12 protein-coding genes and 1 pseudogene are annotated in these 17,660 nt (G+C 64.6%); 9 read left to right on the forward strand and 4 right to left on the reverse strand.

Annotated features, from left to right (window positions below; genetic code table 11):
• A pseudogene (locus tag ACHFGS_RS06110) lies at positions 1 to 105 on the forward strand (IS630 family transposase); the annotation flags it as partial.
• Between the two features lie 158 nt (positions 106 to 263).
• Here the strand turns inward: ACHFGS_RS06110 and ACHFGS_RS06115 are convergent.
• Genes ACHFGS_RS06115 through ACHFGS_RS06125 form a run of 3 tightly spaced genes read right to left on the reverse strand, consistent with a single transcriptional unit; the run spans position 264 to position 1,336 of the window.
• On the reverse strand, positions 264 to 761 hold the full coding sequence (locus ACHFGS_RS06115; RefSeq protein ID WP_074040847.1) for a hypothetical protein: 498 nt from the start codon (positions 759 to 761) through the stop codon (positions 264 to 266).
• A gap of 33 nt (positions 762 to 794) precedes the next feature.
• A complete protein-coding gene (locus tag ACHFGS_RS06120) occupies positions 795 to 1,106 on the reverse strand; it encodes a type II toxin-antitoxin system RelE/ParE family toxin (protein ID WP_074040848.1) in 312 nt (103 codons plus the stop codon).
• The gene (locus tag ACHFGS_RS06125; RefSeq protein ID WP_083603968.1) at positions 1,103 to 1,336 is read right to left on the reverse strand and encodes an addiction module protein; all 234 of its coding nucleotides are present in this window, start codon (positions 1,334 to 1,336) and stop codon (positions 1,103 to 1,105) included. Before ACHFGS_RS06125 ends, ACHFGS_RS06120 begins: the two co-directional genes overlap by 4 nt.
• 141 nt (positions 1,337 to 1,477) lie before the next feature.
• On the opposite strand from ACHFGS_RS06125, the gene ACHFGS_RS06130 reads away from it, so the two are divergent.
• Together ACHFGS_RS06130 and ACHFGS_RS06135 are read left to right on the forward strand one after the other, a co-directional pair.
• Complete coding sequence (locus ACHFGS_RS06130) at positions 1,478 to 2,248, forward strand: hypothetical protein (protein WP_074040850.1); 771 nt, start codon at positions 1,478 to 1,480, stop codon at positions 2,246 to 2,248.
• 50 nt (positions 2,249 to 2,298) lie between these two features.
• Positions 2,299 to 2,664, forward strand: coding sequence for an Lsr2 family protein (locus ACHFGS_RS06135; protein WP_074040887.1), 366 nt, complete (start codon positions 2,299 to 2,301; stop codon positions 2,662 to 2,664).
• Positions 2,665 to 2,672: 8 nt separating this feature from the next.
• Here the strand turns inward: ACHFGS_RS06135 and mobF are convergent, their stop codons facing one another.
• On the reverse strand, positions 2,673 to 6,182 hold the full coding sequence (gene mobF, locus ACHFGS_RS06140; RefSeq protein WP_394289283.1) for a MobF family relaxase: 3,510 nt from the start codon (positions 6,180 to 6,182) through the stop codon (positions 2,673 to 2,675).
• A 428-nt stretch (positions 6,183 to 6,610) separates the two neighbouring features.
• On the opposite strand from mobF, the gene ACHFGS_RS06145 reads away from it, so the two are divergent.
• From ACHFGS_RS06145 to drmB, 6 genes are all read left to right on the forward strand, one after another.
• Positions 6,611 to 7,651 carry a DNA cytosine methyltransferase gene (locus ACHFGS_RS06145; protein WP_074040852.1) on the forward strand — a complete coding sequence of 347 codons (1,041 nt, stop codon included), beginning with the start codon at positions 6,611 to 6,613 and terminating at the stop codon, positions 7,649 to 7,651.
• A 320-nt stretch (positions 7,652 to 7,971) separates the two neighbouring features.
• Entirely contained in the window at positions 7,972 to 8,670 is a 699-nt protein-coding gene (locus ACHFGS_RS06150; protein WP_235006245.1) for a hypothetical protein, read from the forward strand.
• On the forward strand, positions 8,667 to 10,199 hold the full coding sequence (locus tag ACHFGS_RS06155; protein ID WP_074040853.1) for a hypothetical protein: 1,533 nt from the start codon (positions 8,667 to 8,669) through the stop codon (positions 10,197 to 10,199). Before ACHFGS_RS06150 ends, ACHFGS_RS06155 begins: the two co-directional genes overlap by 4 nt.
• Positions 10,187 to 11,896, forward strand: a complete 1,710-nt coding sequence (locus ACHFGS_RS06160; RefSeq protein WP_239279600.1) for a nuclease-related domain-containing DEAD/DEAH box helicase — start codon at positions 10,187 to 10,189, stop codon at positions 11,894 to 11,896. Before ACHFGS_RS06155 ends, ACHFGS_RS06160 begins: the two co-directional genes overlap by 13 nt.
• Positions 11,893 to 15,393 carry a helicase-related protein gene (locus tag ACHFGS_RS06165; protein ID WP_074040855.1) on the forward strand — a complete coding sequence of 1,167 codons (3,501 nt, stop codon included), beginning with the start codon at positions 11,893 to 11,895 and terminating at the stop codon, positions 15,391 to 15,393. The genes ACHFGS_RS06160 and ACHFGS_RS06165 overlap by 4 nt, the downstream gene beginning before the upstream one ends.
• Positions 15,390 to 17,315, forward strand: coding sequence for a DUF1998 domain-containing protein (gene drmB / locus ACHFGS_RS06170; protein WP_074040856.1), 1,926 nt, complete (start codon positions 15,390 to 15,392; stop codon positions 17,313 to 17,315). The genes ACHFGS_RS06165 and drmB overlap by 4 nt, the downstream gene beginning before the upstream one ends.
• Positions 17,316 to 17,660: the final 345 nt, after the last annotated feature.

Below are 17,660 nucleotides of genomic sequence, written 5' to 3' on the forward strand. Positions count from 1 at the left end.
GACCCGGAGCTGGAGGCCAAGGTCCGCGACGTGGTCGGGCTGTACCTGAACCCGCCGGAGAAGGCGGTCGTGCTGTGCGTGGATGAGAAGTCCCAGTTCTCGTCGGGAAGCACGTGATCTCGCGGTCTCTGCGTCTCCGCAGACCGGCCGTGCCACCTGCGTGCCACTCGTACCAAAAGGCTTGTTGCACTCGCCGAAACGGGTCGTGACACAGTACAAATTGTACTCGTCCCAGCTGGCGTCTGCACGTGCCCGTCGCGGATCTATCGCCGTTTCGGGAGGAAGGGCAGGTGCTGCACGTCGGGATCACCGGCGGCGAGGCCATCGACGGTGACCTCGTATCCGACGAGGTCCTGACTCGGCCACGATTCCCCGCTGAACAGCGAACGCACGGCGGCCAGGCGCTGCTCGAACTCGGCTCGGTTGTCGGCGCGGATCTCGAGCGAGTCGGTCTCGTCGGTGGCGCCGATGGGCCTGATCGTGAAGAGCGACTTCGTAATGCTCGATGCGTCCGTCCCGCTACCGATCAGGTCGTATTGGAGGCCGTGTTCTGTCAACGCCGTAGCGACACGGTGACGCACCCGCTGTTCGGCGGCGCCTTCGTCCGTTGCGTCGTCGATGGTCATCGTCTCGACCAGCACGAGAGTGCTGCGGCGCCTGCCGCCGATCGGACGCGCCTCGTATCCGAGGCCGCTCGCAACGCGGAGCGCCTCATCCACGTCATCGAGCGCGACCCGCACGGTGAGGAAGATCGTCGCCATGCTTTCAGGGTAGTTGCGGTCGCCGTCGGCGTGTCAGTCTCTTCCGCTCCAGTACAGCGGCATGCGCCGTTCGTGGGCAATGGCGACGATCTTCAGGGCCTCGTCGGTGAGGTAGTAGACGAGGCGGTAGTGCGAGTGAGGAACCTTGGCATGGCGAAAGACACGGCCAGCCGGCGTGTCGAGGATGGTCTCGGCTGACTCCGGCCATTCGAGGAGACGATCGATGACCCGGTCGACGTCGGTGCGGAACCTCGCGCCGCGGTGCTGTCCACCCTGGTCGTACCACTGGATCGCGTCGTCCAGCTCACGCACGGCATCGGGGTGAAACCCGACGCGGAGCGTCAAACGCTTCTCTCGGCAGCGCGGGCGTCGAGGTAGGCGTTCGCTTCCTCGCGAGAGAGCATCGTGACCGTGCCGTTCTCGAGTTCGTCAGCCCTGCGTGAAGCGACGGATGCCCAGGCTGCGTCGATGACCGCCTGGTCGGGGGCGTCGGCGTCGTAGAGGACGTCGGCGACCCGCGATCGCTCCTCGGGCGTGAGCGCCATCGCGGCTTGGATCACCTCAGCCACCGTCATGCCCCAATTCTACCGTGGCACCGTCCGGTTCAGCGAGGTTGACCCGGCCACGAGCGTGAGAGGAGTCGTCAGCCCTGCGTGGGGTGGTCGTCTCGTACCTCTTTACGCAAGTGAGCGGATAGATAGATGCGAGGACTGGTCATGGCTTCGGAGTTGGATCGTAAGGCATCGACGGTGGTCGGCGGCATGTCGCTGCGGGTCGAGAAGACAGGCCGCGCGCCCGAGGAGGCCGGCGGGAGTCGGATGCAGTTCTTGTACGAGGTGCGTGCCGGCGAGCATGTCTATCGAGGTACGGATCTGTATGCGGGTGTCGGGATGGATGTGTCGGCGTCGCGAATGGTCGGGGTGCTGGCGGGGTTCCTCTCTAAGGCAGGCGAGAGATACCGCTCGGGCATGTGCCCGCCGGATGACGCCTACCCGGAGTGGGTCTATGAGCAGGCGTATCTGAATGAGGACGAGCTGGCGATGGCGTCGTTCGAGCTCGAAGAGCCGGAGGTGTTCACCGGGCGGTTCGGTGAGCAGGAAGGGCCGTGGGCGTCGGTGGTGTTTTTGCAGGGCGAGGACGCGGACGCCGCGCTCTCGGTTCTTGAAGAGCGCGGTCCGGAGGCAGCGATCGCGCATTTGGCGCAGTGGGACTTTGGAGATGAGACGGAGCAGGCTGCAGCCGCGAACGGTCACGTCTACAAGGCGCCACCGGTCGGGACGTGGGATAGGGAGTTCCGCAGCGGCGCATATCACCTGTCGTGGAATCACTCGCTGGGACACGTGGGCTTGACCCGCAGTATCGCTGGCGCGGCCGAGGCGGCGACACCATCGGAGCGTGCCCGGCAGCTGGGCCCAGCGTCGCCGACGGTCACCGCCGGGGTGACTGGTCACAGCATCGACGCCCGCCCGGAGCCACTGGGCAGATGACCGCATATGGATAGGAACCCACTGGGGTGAGGTGCCGGGGCGTCGCAGAGATGCGACGCCCTTGTGGTGTGTCACGATCAACGCATGGCACGCAAAATGGTGTTCAGCTCGTTGATGACCTTGATGGCGCCGAGCTCGACGGGACCGGTGAGAGCATCACCTTCGGGCTGGATGGCCGCACGTATGAGATCGACCTGTCGACGGCACACGCGGATGAACTTCGGCAGGTGCTCACCCCGTACCTGACGGCCGCACGCCTGACGGGGCGTCGCCCAGCCGGGCGCCCGGCATCTTCTGTCGCGCAGGCTCGGAACTTGGGGGCGATCCGGGAATGGGCACGGGATCACGGATACACGGTGAGCGATCGGGGACGTGTCTCGGCGGCCATCGTCGCCGCCTACGACGCCACGTCCTGACGGAACGCTCACCGTCCGATTCCCTCTCGCGTGACCTCGGGCGTGGCCGGAGGCGTGCCACGGCGGCGGAGGCTGGTAAGGAAGCCGTCGATGCGTTCGTGATCGAGGCGCTGCTGCGTGGCATCCGGTTTCGCCCCGAGCGGGGTGTGGTCGGTGATCCCGTAGCGTTCCCGATAGGCGACGACCATGCGCAATACCGTCCCCCACGGCTCTCTCGCAGCTGAATCGGGACGAGGTTCGGGGCCGAGCGCCTTCAGCCAGGGAGGCTTCTCCGTGAGGGCGTCGTCCGCGAGGGCTTGGGCGCGCTGTTCGATGAGCGATCGTAGTTCGGTCAGCGCGCGGGTCATGTCCTCGGGCATGCTGCCGGATGCTTCGGGGATGAACCCGGCGATGAACCGTCGCCGGGTGCCGCGCCCGCGTCCGGGGCTGGTGCGCGTGGCGAGTTGCTGCACGCGGTGGCGCAGCAGGCTCGCCGGGTCATCGGCGTCAGTGAGCGGCCCGGCCTTCAGTGCGCGGTCGATCAGCCGTTCCGGTCGGTGCCCGGCGGCCTCTGCCCGGCGCAGCGTGGCGACGATGGACCCGAACGTTTCCGACTCTGTCAGCTCGTCGACGAGGCCGTGGTCAAGGCCCGCTCGCGCAAACAGTTCCGTGATGTGCTCCGCCTGGGCTTCCTGCGCGACGGTCTCGTACTGATCGGCGAGGTGCGCGATCGAGGACCAGGCTTGCTGCTCGGCCTCGATCGTCTCGTGCGCGGACCTCTCCGCCCCTTCATGCTGCAAGACCCCGTAGAGGATCGAGTGGGCGGTGGGCTCGGTGTCGGGGAGCTGGTGTTCTTCAAGGTGGGCCTGGTCGATGGCGACGTAGGCGGTGTTGGACGCCCGGCCGCGGGTCATCGCGACGTAGAAGTTCTCCCGCGTCATTGAAGACGAGTGCACGATCGCGTGCGCAGTGTCCACGGTTGCGCCCTGTGCGCGGTGGGCAGTGACCGCATATCCGAGGTCGACGTTGTCTGCCACGTAGCCAGCGGGGAGCACGACGGTGGTGGCGTGGCGGGCGTCGGCACGTGCGATGGTGAGGGAACCGTCGTCGTGGTGTTCGGCGACGCGCCACCGGTCGCCGTTCTTCACCCACGCCCCTCCGCCGGTGGTCAGGCGCCGGTCGTTCTTCCTGGTGATGATGATGTCTCCTGTCCCGGCGCGGGTGCCGTCTCGCAGACGGATGCCGTCGGGTGAGACGTGGCCGTCGAGGATGCGGTCGTCGCGGGCGCGGCCGTTCAGCTCGGTGACGGTCTCGTTGGTCTCCGCGATCAGGAGGCTGCTCTTGCCGTCGGCGATGTCCATGTACCAGGACCGGTAGGCGGCGTCGAGGATGTCTTCAAAGTCACCTACGACGATCCGACCCTGATCGTCGTAGGTGTCGATCACGTCGGTCCGGCCCAGGCGGAGGTGCAGGGACGCCGTCTTCTCCCACTCGGCGTGGAATCGGCGCACGTCGGCCAGCTCGGGGGCATCACCGCGGTCCCGGACGAGCAACCCGAATGCCCCACCGGCATCGACCGCGGTCAGCTGCGCCCAGTCCCCGACGAGGACGACCTTCGCGCCGGCCTCGGCGGCGTGGGTGGCGATGCGTTCCAGGGCGAGGGTGCCAGCGAGGGAGGACTCGTCAATGATGACCAGCTGGCCGGGCTGCAGGTCCCATCGGCCGTGGTCATGTTCATGAAGCCACTTCGCAGTGTTGTCGGTTTCGATGCCCAGGTCCTCTGCAAGCACTTCCGCCGCAGCGGCCGAGGGGGCAAGTCCGATGACGGTGCCGGCGCCGTGCTTCTTCTCCCATGCGCGGCGCAGCGCTCCGAGGGTCGTGGTCTTCCCGGTTCCGGCAGGGCCGACGAGCACGTCGATGCTCCGCCCGGAGACGGCGATCTTCTCCACCGCGGCCTGCTGCTCCACCGACAGCCGGATGCCTCGGGCGTCTCGCCGGGAGACGACTGCGCTTACGGTGCGCAGCGGCACGGCGGGGGCGTTCGTGGCCTGTGAGAGTGCGAGGAGGGTGTCTTCGGCTTCCAGGATGCGGGTCGAGGAGAAGACCGTGTGATGCTTCGGACGGAACATGCTCGACCCGTCCGGACGAGTGAACTCCGCTGGCGGGACGACGAGCTCAGGCGGGGTCAGCCGCAGCGACGCAGTCTCGGCGGCGTCGACGATCATGCCGATGATCGTTTCCCGGTCGGTGGTGGACGCGAAGCGCAGTCCCATCGTCTGCCGGGATGCCTCGGCATGCAGATTCCAGCGCCGCCACGTCGACCGCTTCACCCCGACTTGCGCGACGACGACTTCACCGATCGCGGTGGCCTGGTCCAGCGGAAGATCATCTGCGCGCAGGGTTCCCCGGGCGGTGCCGGATTCGAGAAGATGCGTCGCCCACGTGGTGCATTCCTCGTCCAGCACGTGGGTCGCCCGTCCACGCCATTCCTCGGTCAGGTCAGCGAGGGAGCGGACTTCTTTCGCGGGACGGGTGGCGAGGGTCGCCTGCTGGCGCAACCGGATGATCGTCGTCTCTGACGGGTACTTCCCGTGACGCGTGACGTACTCGTCGATGAGCCGGTTCTTCTCCGTGTCGATCGCGGCCGACCGGGACGAGAACTCATCGATCAACGCGTCGCCCACCCCGGTGATCTCCCACGAGGGGTTGCGGTCCCGGCCGCGATCGCGAGCTTCCCACCCCAGCCCGAGGACACGGGTGAGGTGGTCGGCGAGCACCGCGTTGTAGTGCTCAGACAACGCGACCACGGCCGCGTGCATGGGCCGGCCATCCAGCGTCCGCCACTTCCCGTCCGCTGCCTGCACCCGGTTCGCGATCACGACATGCGTGTGCAGCTGAGGGTCGCCCGCGCGGGAATCGAAGTGATCGAACGCGGTCGCCACCGCGCCCCGCACGTCGACCTGCGCGACACCGTTCGTGCCTGTCCTGCTCGCCGCGACGTCACGCTCGATCAGATCGATGACTTCCCGGATTGCCGCGTGATGGGCCTGTCCGATCAGTGCCTGTGTGCCGCCGTCTGCAACGGCCCAGAGTACGGAGACCGATTTCGGGACGGAGAAGGTGTAGTCATACCCGGCGACGGTGCGCGGGCGCTTGCGTTCCTTCTCCTCACGGACGATGTTCTCCACCGCGGCTTCCCGCTTCTCAGCGTTCAGATCCTCGGACAACCTGCCAGTGCGGATCTTCACCCGCTCCCGCAACGGCTTGAACGCGAAGTACGCCCGCCCGAGCTGCTCACCCGTCGTCGGATGCTCACCCCGTCCCAGCAGATGACGAAGCTGGGCCTCCGTCACCACCTCACCGTCCGCGACGGCCGCATCCTCGAGACCGGTCAAACCAGTACCAAGCCAGAATCCCGGCGGGGTTCCCGCCTCCGCGTAATAGCGGGTCAGTGACGTCGCAAGGTCCCGCCCGGTGTCACCGGCCGCGATGCTCTTGAGGAGATACCGATACCCCTCCCCCGCACTGAGCACACGCATCGACACCGTCACACAAGACAGGTACGTGACCCGATCCCTTCGAGGGCCCCTTGAGGCGGCGGCCGGGGAGAGGGCCCGACGAGGTCTTCATGCGGAAGGTGAATCGGGGAACTGATCGGAGGTGCTCCTCGGAGTGTCCGACTGGTCGAGTAGGGAAGCGCGCAGGAATCGAAATTCACCACAGCTTTCCTGCCGCTAGCGCCCTGGCTTCCACCGGACAGTCCGAACAGCCCCGTTCCGTCTGTTCGCGTTAAGCTGCCCCATCCGGACCATTCCGGCGCGCTCTGGTAGGGGGCGAGGAAGCAATAGCCGACACAAGCAGAAGGAGCCTCACGACACGCCGACAGCGGTCTGATCTGAGTCGGCGATGCCGGTACGCTAGGCCGGAAAGGCCCAGTCGGGTGCCTGCGTAGCCGAAGGAGCGCCCGATGGTCTTGCCCCGCATCGTGAGCCTCTTCTCGGGTGCAGGAGGACTTGATCTTGGCTTCCATCTGGAGGGCTACGAAATCGCCTTTGCTGTCGATCGGATGGTGGCCGCGGTGCAGACGCATAAGCGCAACTTCCCAGCGACCATGTCAGTTGCGGCGGACATCACGATCCGGAACGAGGCGTCCGGCAGCCTCGCCGTCTTGGATGAGATCGCGAAGGCGCTGACGGATGGCGAGGCCATCGGAATCATCGGCGGGCCCCCGTGTCAGGGATTCTCACGCGCGAACTCGAACTCTCGCGCTGATGACCCCCGAAATCAAATGCCAACCTTCTACCTTGAGATCGTTCAGGCGCTGCAAACACGCTACGACGTGCAGTTCGTGCTCTTCGAGAACGTCATGGGCATCCGCGATGCGAAGCACTCGGTGACATTCCGTGGGATCCTGGCTCGCCTCAAAGAGTTGGAACTCACGGCGGGTGTCGCCGACCACTCGGCCCTCGACTACGGCGTGCCCCAGACACGGAACCGTGTGATCATTTCAGGATTCAAGAACGAGGCAGCCGCTAGCGCCTTCAAGCCGAAGACAATCTCCCGCGAGGGAGTCGACTTGACCGTGCGCGGCGCAATTGGTCACCTGCCTCAGCCAGTTTTCTTCTCGCGAAGCCTCTCAGCGGACGACATCCCGACACATCCGAACCATTGGACGATGACTCCGCGGTCCAAGAGATTCAAGGGCGAGACCGCTGCGCCCGCGCCCACTAGGAGCTTCCGACGCCTGTCGTGGGACAAGCCAAGTCCCACGGTCGCCTACGGACATCGCGAGATTCATGTTCATCCGGACGGAGCGCGTCGGCTCAGCATCTATGAGGCGATGCTCCTGCAGGGCTTCCCGAGGTCATTCGTCCTCGAAGGCACTCTCTCACAGCAGGTGGAGCAGGTCTCGAACGCTGTGCCACCGCCCGTGGCTCGTTCGCTCGCGGCGGCCACCTCGACTGCGCTAACCACGTCGGCGAGCGCTACCCAGACGGTCACAGCGTAGTCAGCTCAGCCGCTGCCTGCGTCCAATGTCGGCCGTCATCCCTACAGTGGAGGGGGGAGGAAACGATGAGTAAGGCGGAGAGTCGGCCTGGGCCGAACGTGCTCCTCAGTCTTGCTGAAAACCCTGACTCCGCCTCGGTTTGCTCGTCTTGGATTGGTCCCATCCTCGCGTTGGGAACGCGGCTTGCGCGGAAGGTTGATGATTTCAGAGGTCGACAGCTGATCATTGCAATCTCGGTTCCGAGTCGCGAGTATGCAGCGGCGCTCATTGGTTCCGGTTGGACTCTCGGAAGGCCGCCCACTCAGGTGGCGACTGATCCGTTGACGGTTCTGCGCGCGGCACTGCCGCAGGGCAACTATCGTGCCGTCAACGCGAACCACGTGATTTCAGGTAGGTTCCAGGGGTTGTCCGAGAAGGTCGTGCGAGACAAGCTGCGCGTTGATGTCACACTCGCAGGGCAGTGGGTCGTCGACATGCTGGAAGCAGTCGCGGCCACTGCCGAGGGCGACCCGGCCGAGCGGATGCCGCGACCGCGCATCGGGAGCATCGGTCGGATGACAGGTGTTGACCGAAACTGGGCGCGGCGTCTTGTCGCTCCTGCGGCGGACCTCGCAATCGTGGGCACGAAAAGCTGGATCAGCGACGACCTCGAAGCTGTTCTTGCCCGGGGTGATGATCCCGATGGCGACTCGCTGGCTACCCTGCTTCTGCCGAGGACCGAGAAATCGGCAACTTGGTTCTCGCGCATCTACTCGTCTTCGGGCCTTGCTGACCAGCTTCCGCTTTCGGATGACGTATCCCTCACGATTCTGGACGGCCAAGGTGCGATCAGATATCTCAATGACGTCCTAAGCCCGATCGTCGTGTGCGTCTTCGATCGATCCGTTGCTGACGAGAGTGCAGCGGAACAGGTCGTGCAGCTCAGAAACTCGCGCGGAGAGCCGATTGCGCTGTCGACACAGCTCGGTTGGGCTCCTCCTGCCGGTGTCGAGGCACTCGGATTCACGGTGGCACTATGACGTCGCGGATCATCGGACTCGATCAGCGATATACAGCCTCGGCTTCGCTGGTGCGGCATGGCGTCGAGATCATTGCTGTTCGGGACGAACTCGGTGCAAGGTTCGATTCGGCCACCCGCGGCCTTTTCCGACTGATCCAGCGGGATGGGCCCGGCGTCTGGGATCATCTTGCCGGTGCCGCGAAAGCACTGCGCTGGCGCCTCATCACCGACCCGATGCCGATAGAGCGCAATGCTCAGCTCACGGCTGCTGCGGGCGAGGTGGGTCGTCAGGCTCGGCAGCTGATCGGAGCCGTCGACGAAGATGCGCTCCTGCGAGAGATCGCTGACGCCGCGGCGGCACTCTGCACCCGCGACCCACTCGTAGGCGCCGTACTGCTTGAGTCGCTGACTGAGGTCGGAGTGGACTCGGCAATTGTCGTGACTGCGAGCAGTCGATCGCGAGAAGCCCTGGGCGAATGGCTCGGCTCGCTTGGGGCACGAGTTCTCACGCTCGGCGATCTTGAGCGCGCCGATGTTTCCGAGGACATCGCCTACTTCGTGGGTCCCCCGCGATTCTTCAAACCGACGGCGGTCACTGCGCCCCGCACGCTGGAAGTGACGTTTATCCTTCCGGCGTGGTTCGGCGATCGAAACGTCCCAAGGTCGGCGATCGCACAGTACGCCGAAGGCGGTATCCAGGTCGCCGCGCGCATCGTCGAGGTCGGCGATGCGCTGCCTGCGCCGCCGGAGCCTGCGATGTCGGAGACCGAGCCGATCCAGGAGGAGGACCTCCTTCCGCAGCCGGTCTGGGGGAGCCGGGTGAGTGAGGACCGTGCGCCGCACGCGGACGAGGTGGAAGCGCGCAAGATTCTTCTTTCGGGGAATCGCGCAATCTGGCTTGATGACGATGGTGAGCGCATCCGTGCGCTTGATCCGACACAGCCGCCTGGCGAGCGCGTCGGCTATTCGGAGGTGTCCGCGGTCGCTCCGGGCACGTACCTGCTTCTGCGTGAAGGTGAGGCTGAGCGGGAGTCCCTCCATGCGCGAGCATATACGCGAATCGGCCCTCGCGCGTCAGCAACCCAGGAGTCGCAGGCGTCCTGGAAGTCTGCACTGATTGAGCAACTTAGGGCGAGAGGCATCCGCGACTCCGAACGCGCCTTGCGTGCACTCGGTGTTCGCGCGGCCGGCCAGGTTCGCGCCTGGGCATCGCCGCACGTTATCCGTCCGCAGAGTGATGGCGATTTCGAGCGGCTCCTCGGATGGCTGGGGCTACCGATCCAGCCGCACTTCGGGCACGCCTCATTGCTAAGACATGAGGTGCATCGAGCCACCCGGGAGCTGCGTGACCGGCTGGAAGCAGCGGCGGATGCCGCGGACCTTCACGAGCTCGAGCGCGTCGGTCATATGACTCTCGACATTGCTGAGCCAGGCTTTCGGGGCATGTTCGTCACCCGCGTCCTTGCGATCGCGCCATTTACGGAACTGGTCGCCCGCTACGACGCTCGCGTGCCCTTTGCCGACGAGGGTGCTCAATGGCTCGAATGATCCCGGCCTACTGCACCGAGTCCGCGCCTCCAGGCGAGAAGGCCGTCTTTGTGGCACTGCGGGACGCAGCTGGGACTGAACACTGGACTGTGCTGCACTCACTTGGGATCGCGCAGCATGAGCGACAGGTCGAAGGAGAGGCGGACTTCGTCGTCGTCGCGCCCGACGCTGGCCTGCTGGTGGTAGAGGTGAAGTCGCACCTGTCGGTCGCGCGTAGCTCCGATGGCACCTGGCGCCTCGGTCAGGACCCTCCGACCGTGCGAGGACCTTTTCAGCAGGCGCAGGAGGCGATGCACAGCATCCGGGGCTACCTCCGGAGCAAACGGGTCGAGCTGCGGGACGTCCCGGTCCTGCACGCGGTGTGGTTCACGGGAGTGCGTGCGCGAGCGACGCTGCCCGACTCACCTGAGTGGCACTCGTGGCAGGTGCTTGATTCGAGCGACCTCCCGACCACAGCTCAAGCGGTTGAACGAGTCATGAGAGAGGGAGCGCAGCACCTCGCCTCGATGATCAAGTACTTCGGGTTTGGTGGATATGGCCCGGACCGGGCCACCACTGAACGGATCGTGGCTACGCTTCGTCCGCGGTTCGAGGTTGTGATGACTGCTGGGGACCGCCGACAAGCGCGAGAGGGTCAGCTCGCACAGTTCGTCGAGGAGCAGTACCGCGCACTGGACTCAGCCGCCGACAACAGAGGCGTCTTGTTCACAGGCCCCGCCGGCACAGGCAAGACCTTCCTCGCCGCTGAGTCGGCTCAGCGGGAGGTCGCTCAGGGGCGAGCAGGTCGACTTCTGTGTTTCAACCGCCTACTTGGGCGTAGTCTCCGCGAGAAGCTCATGGATGTCGTGGGGCTCCGCGTGGGCACATTGCACCAGGAGATGTTGCGACTCGCCGGCATGAGCGGCCCGCCGGCAGACGCCGATAGCGACTTCTGGGAGCGAGTGCTGCCCGAGAAGGCCCTTGAGGGCCTTGCTGAGCGGAGTGCGGAGGAGGTCGGGGACTTCCTCATCGTCGATGAGATTCAGGACATCGCGACTGGCACCTACCTCGACTTGCTCGATCTGCTCGTCAAGGGCGGGCTGCGCGACGGTCGCGTTCTCATGTTCGGTGACTTTGAACGCCAGGCGATCTATGGCAGCGAGGGGGCACGCGAGGTACTTCGCGCCCGATCGCCGCATCTGGCGTCGTTCCGGCTGTCCGAGAACTGTCGGAACCTGCCCCGCATCGGATATCAGGTGAATCTCCTCGGTCACTTGACGCCGGGGTTCAGAGAGTTCCGCCGAACCGACGACGGTATCGATCCGACGATCATCAAGTACGTCCGCGGCGAGGACCAGGCCGCCATATTGCGGAAGGTCGTAGGCGATCTGCGTGACGAAGGCTTCGATCTGACAGAGATCGTCGTGCTCAGCCCGCTTGGCGATAGTTCTGTCGCTGCGAGCACATCTGAGCCCTGGCTTCGTCAAGTGCTGAGTCCCGCAGACGGTTCGAAGCCGATCAAGGGGCGGCTCCGCTACGGCACCATCCACTCGTTCAAGGGACTGGACGCGCCGGCCGTCATCGTCACTGACCTTGATGACTCCGGTGGGCCGCACTTCGATGCCCTCGTCTACGTCGGGCTGACACGCGCGACGGATCGCCTGACCGCCCTGGTAGAAACGAAGACGCTACGGCGACTGGTTGGAGGAGAGGCATGAGCGGAATCGAAGCCCGTGAGACCGTTGAGGCGGCCCTACGGCGCGAGCTCTTCGGGCCTCTCGACGGTGATCCCGTGCGGGGGCAGCCGCTGACGATTAACGCTGGAGTCGTGCATTTCGAGACGACGGAGGCATCCCGGGGCCAGTTCCACGATGCGGACAGCGGCCAGGAGATTCTCACGAGCGGCACCCCGCTCAAGCGCTACGGCGTCGGAGTCTTATTCGCGGGCGCCACCGTCGGCGGCTCGCCGGTGGAAAGCGCCGTCGAGGAGGTTTCCGACGCCCTCGACGGAATCACCGGTATCGCGCTCTCCGAAGACGACCAGATTGGGCCGCCTGTCGAGATTCAGGGCCACGTCCGTCACGATGTCGCTGACTCGGATGACTTCGATCTCACGGATGCCAACACGTTCAAGCCGTCGGCGATGGCCGTCTCGTTTGAGACTCGCATGGCTGACTCGGGAACCCTCACAGTTGAGGTAGTCGGCGCGAGATACGAGAAGCTGACCGTGCACATCCCAGGTGTCGCCAAACCAGTCGATTGGTGGGTCAGACGCCCCTTCGAGGCGGTCGGCACGATCTCGGGTCGTACGGTTCTGCGGGAGACGAATCGGCTCAAAGTTATCGACGTCGTGCTCCTGAGCGGCGAAGGCGTTGTCCCTCTTGCGGTGCGAGTGTTCAGTCGTCCGGTCCCCGGGGCTGACGACCCGGCTCTCAGGATCGTGACCCTCGCAGTCGTCAACGATGCCCCTGGTTCCGGCCCGTCTGCGGCGGTCTTTCAGGTTGGCTTCAAGGTGTCGACTGTCGGCGACGCTGACATCGTCCCCTATCCGGAGGTCGAGCTGCCCGACCGGGACGAGGAGGAGCGATCACTTGACCTCCTCTACCGGAACCAGCGCACCTATGCGATCGGGCATGGCTGTGCAGCCGAATGGGGGGCAGTCAACGCCGATGGAGTTGTGCCGTTCGTGCAGGCCGCGGCTCTGCCTGCATATGAGGTCGTCAGCCTCTCACCGAACGTGTACCTGTCTGACGACAACGGGAATCCTGCCTTCGATGCCGATGGCAAGCGGCAGCCGGTGGCTGTCAGTATGGCGGCCCTGGCAAGCGGTAGCGAGGACGGCGCCGCCCAAGTGGAGCTTGTCCTCAGTCAGTACGAGAAGTGGATCGACCGGCGGGAGGCCGAGATCCCCGAGTTGCTTCCGCGCTATCAGGACGCCGCGAGTGAGCACATGCGTCGAGCACGAGCGGCGCTGACGCGGATGCGAACAGGCTGGAGCCTCGTGGCAGCGAACGATCGAGCTGCGCGAGCGTTTCGCTGGGCAAACGAGGCGATGCTGCTCCAGCAGGTCCGATCCGGATTCGAGCTGCGCGAGGCCAAGCAGAGCGGCGATGGTCGCTGGAGAGTCGAGGGAGCGCACCCCGCACTCACCGTGCCGACTGGCCGGGGATACTGGCGTCCATTCCAGATCGCGTTCCTACTTGCAGTGCTGCCCGAACTCGTAGAGCCAGAACGCCAGACTCGCAGCGACGTCGATCTGATCTTCTTCCCCACTGGTGGTGGCAAGACAGAGGCGTACCTTGGCGCGGCCGCCGTCAGTTTGCTCTCCCGGCGGCTCCGTAACCCCGAGGACGCCGGAACAGACACGCTCATGCGATACACCCTGCGTCTCCTCACGGCGCAGCAGTTCCTCCGTGCTGCATCGCTGGTCTGCGTGCTCGAAGACATTCGGGAGCAGAACTCTGACACCCTCGGTGCTGCTCCCTTTGGAATTGGGATTTGGCTGGGTGGCAGCTCAACGCCGAATACGTGGAAGCAAGCACTTGACAACTTGCGGGCTCTGCGTAGACGACCTCACGAGCAGAACCTTTTCCTTCTGCTGAGGTGTCCCTGGTGCGGTGCACAGATGGGCCCGCAGCCTAAGAAGGGCGGTGGACAGGAACCGATCGGGTACGAGGAAGCAGCGGGCAGGGTCGTGCTCCGCTGCATTGACGGCGAGTGCAAGTATTCACGCCGCGCTGGTCTGCCGGTCCATGTTGTCGATGACGATATCTATGAAGCTCGGCCCTCGATTGTCATCGGGACTGTCGACAAGTTCGCGATGATGGCGTGGCGCCCCAGGGCGAGGAATCTCTTCGGGCTTGACGGGAGTGGCGCGCGAAAGGTGTCTCCGCCCAGCTTGATCATTCAGGACGAGCTGCACTTGATCTCCGGCCCGCTCGGCTCAATGGTCGGAATCTACGAGCCCGTGATCGACGAACTCTGTACCGATCGCCGCGGCGCGAGTCCTGTGCTCCCCAAGATCATTGCCTCCACGGCGACGGTCAGACGATATGAGGACCAGATCAAGGGGCTTTTCGGCAGGGAGACCGTCGCGCTCTTTCCGCCGCACGGTCTTGAGGAGGGGCGATCCTTCTTCGCTGAACCCGCGACTTCGGCCGACGGAACCCCGGAACCAGGGCGGCGCTACATCGGTGTGATGAGCGCATCGCTCGGCTCGACACAGACGGTCCAGGTCCGCGTCGCCGCCGCAACCCTCCAGGCCGCGGTGGACATCCCGGAAGAGGACCGGGACGGCTACTGGACCAACCTCAACTTCCTCAACTCGCTCCGGGAACTCGGGAATACCGTCTCGCTCCTCCAGGCTGACATTCCCGACTATCTCACCGGGCTCCGCCGACGGGACGGGATCGTGCCACGGTGGCCTCACCGACAGATGGAACTCACATCGAGGCGGCGGTCAGACGAGATTCCAAAAGCGATCGAACAGCTCCAGGTGAGGTACGCCCCTGGGAAGGAGCGACAAGAGGCTATCGATATCTGTCTCGCCTCGAACATCATCGAGGTAGGTGTGGACATCGATCGGCTCGCGCTGATGACGATCGTCGGGCAACCGAAGACCACGGCGCAGTACATCCAGGTGAGCGGTCGGGTCGGCCGGAAGCAGGAAGTCAGCCCTGGACTGGTCATCACCATCTACGGGGCCGCGAAGCCGCGTGACCGCAGCCACTACGAGCGTTTCCGCACCTACCATCAACAGCTTTACGCGCAGGTGGAGCCTACTTCCGTCACTCCATTTGCCATGCCGGTCCTTCGCAGAGCGCTTCACGCTGCCGCGGTCGCCTATGTTCGGCAGACCGCTCCCGAGACACTCGGACCCGACCCGTTCCCTTCGACTGCCTACGACGAGGCCATTCGCCTGCTGCGTGAGCGAGCAGAAATCGCGGAACCCGACGAGCTCCCGGTCCTCGATCGTTTTGCGCGTGATCGCGCCCGTCAGTGGGGTGGTTGGGAGCGTACCGAGTGGGACGCCAACCCCCGTACTGGTGATCCGCTGCAGGGGCTCATGCGGTTCGCGGGAACCCTCCCTGATCTCGATAGGCGCGCGACGATCTGGGATGTGCCGACAAGCATGCGGAACGTCGATGCCGAATGCCGCCTGGAGATCAGTCAGGCGTACCTGTTCGAGGACACGGCCGCGGAGGAGCCAGCATGAGCACTGGAGCAATGCGCCGAGCGCAGCTAGTGACTCCATTCGGCGTGGGGGCCATGAGCGTGCTTGTGAATGGGACCTCAGTGATCACTGCTGGTCTTGATCACTGGTACGAGGTCGTCGACCAAAGCGCTCTCGCGATGGAGGAGTACCAGGAACACGACTGGCGGCTTGAGTCTCGCCTCAAAGTCTCCGAGTTCCGACTGCCACCGGACTACAGGCCGTCAGGCCAGGGCAGCGACTTGCGAAACGTCCGACTTACCGTGCCCGTGTTGCGCTTCCCCCGATGGTCGTTCTGCATCTATTGCAAGCGTCTGGAACTCAGCAAGCTCACGATGAAGACGCTCGTTGAGTGCCAGGACAAGGAGCATGCCGACAAGAAGTACAAGCCGAAGATGTCGCAGGTTCCGTTCGTGGCGATCTGCGCCCGAGGACACCTGGATGACTTTCCCTTTGACAAGTGGGTGCATCGATCGGCCAACCCATCATGTACGGGCACCTTGCGCCTCGTATCACGCGGAGGCGGCGGGCTCGAAGGGCAGGTCGTAACCTGCGATACCTGCAAGCAGGAGCGCTCGCTTCGAGGGGTCACCGAGGCCCGATTCGACAAGAACGGCGAGGAGCACACCAATCTCAGCGATCAGCTCGTTTCGCCCGAACAGCCCTATCTCTGCGGTGGGGCTCGGCCCTGGTTAGCGCAGCTTGACGGTGTTTGCGATCAACCGATTCGAGGCGCCCTGCGCGCTGCTGGAAACGTCTACTTCCCCAAGGTGGAGTCCTCGATCTATCTCCCTCGACGTGAGGGAGCCGTCAGCGAGGAGGTCCATCAGCTGCTCCGACACCCTGCTGTCAGCACGACCTTCAACAACGTGTTTCAGTTGAGTCTTGATGAGGTGTCGGGCGGGCAGCTACGGAAGCTGCTGGAGCGAAACGTCCCGCCCGAACTCTTCGCTCCCATTTCGGACGACGAGTTACTGGCGGCATACCAAGATCAGTTCGGCATCGGCGAGAGCAGCGGGGAGGAGCCAGTCGAGACTCCGGTCGACGCGGAGAGCCTGACGAGCGACGACATCTGGCGGCATCCGGAATACGTGAAGATTCGCGAGACACCGAAAGATGACTTCCTCGCGGCATCCGACCCCGGTCTTCACGCTGATCTAGCAAGCCACCTCTCTCGCGTGAGGTCGATCGATGTGCTTCGGGAGACGCGCGCGTTGCGGGGGTTTACGCGAGTTCGCGACGGCGAGCTGAAGCTGACGGAGGGGAAGGCGATGCTCAGGCGTGCCAGCTTGACCCCTGCACAGGATTGGCTGCCGGCCTATGTGGTCAAGGGTGAAGGAATCTACTTCGAACTCGATGGGACACGCCTTGCAGCCTGGGAGGGGCGTGCGGAGGTTCAGGCACGCGCCCAGCGGATCACCGATCACTACGGATCAGTGGCAAGCCAGCGCGGGTTGCAGGGGCGGACGATTAGCCCAAGGTTCGTGCTGCTGCATACGCTGTCGCATCTCTTGATCAACGAGTTCATCTTCGCCTGCGGCTACAGCTCGGCTTCGCTCCGGGAGCGTCTCTACGTCTCTGACTCGGCCGATCGGAACATGGCCGGCGTACTGATCTACACAGCGGCGGGCGACTCAGAAGGGACGATGGGCGGACTTGTTCGCATGGCACGCCCGGACAACCTGCGGCAAGTTTTTGCCTCTGCACTGGCGGACGCTCACTGGTGCTCGACTGATCCGGTGTGTATGGATGCAGGCGAGAAGGGGCAGGGACCGGACTCCTGCAACCTTGCGGCGTGTCACGCCTGTGGGCTCCTCCCCGAGACCAGCTGTGAGGAGTTCAATCGATTCCTCGATCGAGGTCTCGTAATCGGCACTCTGGACGACCCGAAGCTGGGCTACTTCTCCGACGCGTTCTCAGACTGAAGCGTTTCCGAAGGAAGATACCATCTGACGACCAGTCCCATCGCCACTCGGGGGCGGTGCTCATGCGCAAACTATGGGGCATCGAGTACGAGTCTGGTCGTATCGGCCCGCCCAGAAGTTGCATACTCGGAGTTATGGCTCTGGGCGGCCGTCAGAGTTAAGGAGGGCTGTCGGCCGGTGTCTCTCACTGCGCGAGCAAGGTGTGGCGCTTGACCCCTGATCTTGGACACGCTGATTCCAGCACGGCGCTGGGGAAGCGAGAATCCAAGGGATGGCTAGGAAGAACTACACGGACGAGTTCCGGCAGCGGGCGGTGGATCTGTACGAGTCCACGCCCGGCGCGAC

Source organism: Microbacterium sp. (assembly GCF_043427715.1).
Classification (GTDB): domain Bacteria; phylum Actinomycetota; class Actinomycetes; order Actinomycetales; family Microbacteriaceae; genus Microbacterium.

Coding starts and splice junctions, on each gene's coding strand:
- ACHFGS_RS06115 (WP_074040847.1), bottom strand. CDS start 761: ATGGCGACGATCTTCCTCACCGTGCGGGTCGCGCTCGATGACGTGGAT.
- ACHFGS_RS06125 (WP_083603968.1), bottom strand. CDS start 1,336: ATGACGGTGGCTGAGGTGATCCAAGCCGCGATGGCGCTCACGCCCGAG.
- ACHFGS_RS06130 (WP_074040850.1), top strand. CDS start 1,478: ATGGCTTCGGAGTTGGATCGTAAGGCATCGACGGTGGTCGGCGGCATG.
- ACHFGS_RS06135 (WP_074040887.1), top strand. CDS start 2,299: ATGCGACGCCCTTGTGGTGTGTCACGATCAACGCATGGCACGCAAAAT.
- mobF (WP_394289283.1), bottom strand. CDS start 6,182: ATGCGTGTGCTCAGTGCGGGGGAGGGGTATCGGTATCTCCTCAAGAGC.
- ACHFGS_RS06145 (WP_074040852.1), top strand. CDS start 6,611: ATGGTCTTGCCCCGCATCGTGAGCCTCTTCTCGGGTGCAGGAGGACTT.
- ACHFGS_RS06155 (WP_074040853.1), top strand. CDS start 8,667: ATGACGTCGCGGATCATCGGACTCGATCAGCGATATACAGCCTCGGCT.
- ACHFGS_RS06160 (WP_239279600.1), top strand. CDS start 10,187: ATGGCTCGAATGATCCCGGCCTACTGCACCGAGTCCGCGCCTCCAGGC.
- ACHFGS_RS06165 (WP_074040855.1), top strand. CDS start 11,893: ATGAGCGGAATCGAAGCCCGTGAGACCGTTGAGGCGGCCCTACGGCGC.
- drmB (WP_074040856.1), top strand. CDS start 15,390: ATGAGCACTGGAGCAATGCGCCGAGCGCAGCTAGTGACTCCATTCGGC.